This is a genomic window from Streptomyces sp. NRRL F-525 (assembly GCF_000716605.1).
Lineage (GTDB): Bacteria > Actinomycetota > Actinomycetes > Streptomycetales > Streptomycetaceae > Streptomyces.
In genome coordinates, this window is record NZ_JNXE01000132.1 from 1 (window position 1) to 472 (window position 472).

Annotated in this window: 1 pseudogene; it reads left to right on the forward strand. The window is 71.6% G+C overall.

From position 1 onward, the window contains the following. Positions 1-49: 49 nt before the first annotated feature. Positions 50-217 (forward strand): annotated as a pseudogene (locus tag OO69_RS48205) (DNA polymerase III subunit gamma/tau); the annotation flags it as partial. Positions 218-472 lie beyond the last annotated feature (255 nt).

The window sequence follows — 472 nt, forward strand, 5'->3', positions numbered from 1 at the left end:
TGCCTAGTCTCGTGGGCTCGGAGATGTGTATAAGAGACAGACCCAACCCCCACCCCCGGCCCCTCCCACCCCAACTCCCGCCCCCCGCACGGTCTCCGCCGAGGACGACACCCCCGAGGACGACGACCCCGACCTCGACGAGTCAGCCCTCTCCGGCCACGAACTCATCGTCCGAGAACTGGGAGCCACGGTGATCGAAGAGTTCACCAACGAGTAGCCCAGCCTCCAGACCCCGCCCCACCCCGATGCCGTCAGGGGCGCGAGGCCGTTCCGATATCCGGCCCCACCACCCGGGCTCGACCAGCCCCTAGGGGCGCTGGGCTGTGTCGATATGAGGTTCCGCCGACGCGGGCGCGCCCACCCCCTTAGGGACGCGAGGCTGCGTCGACATAAGCCCCCGCAGCGAGGGCGCGCTGCCCCCCCGGGGCCCTTCCACCCCGCCCCACCCCCACCCCCTAGGGGCGCGGGGAAC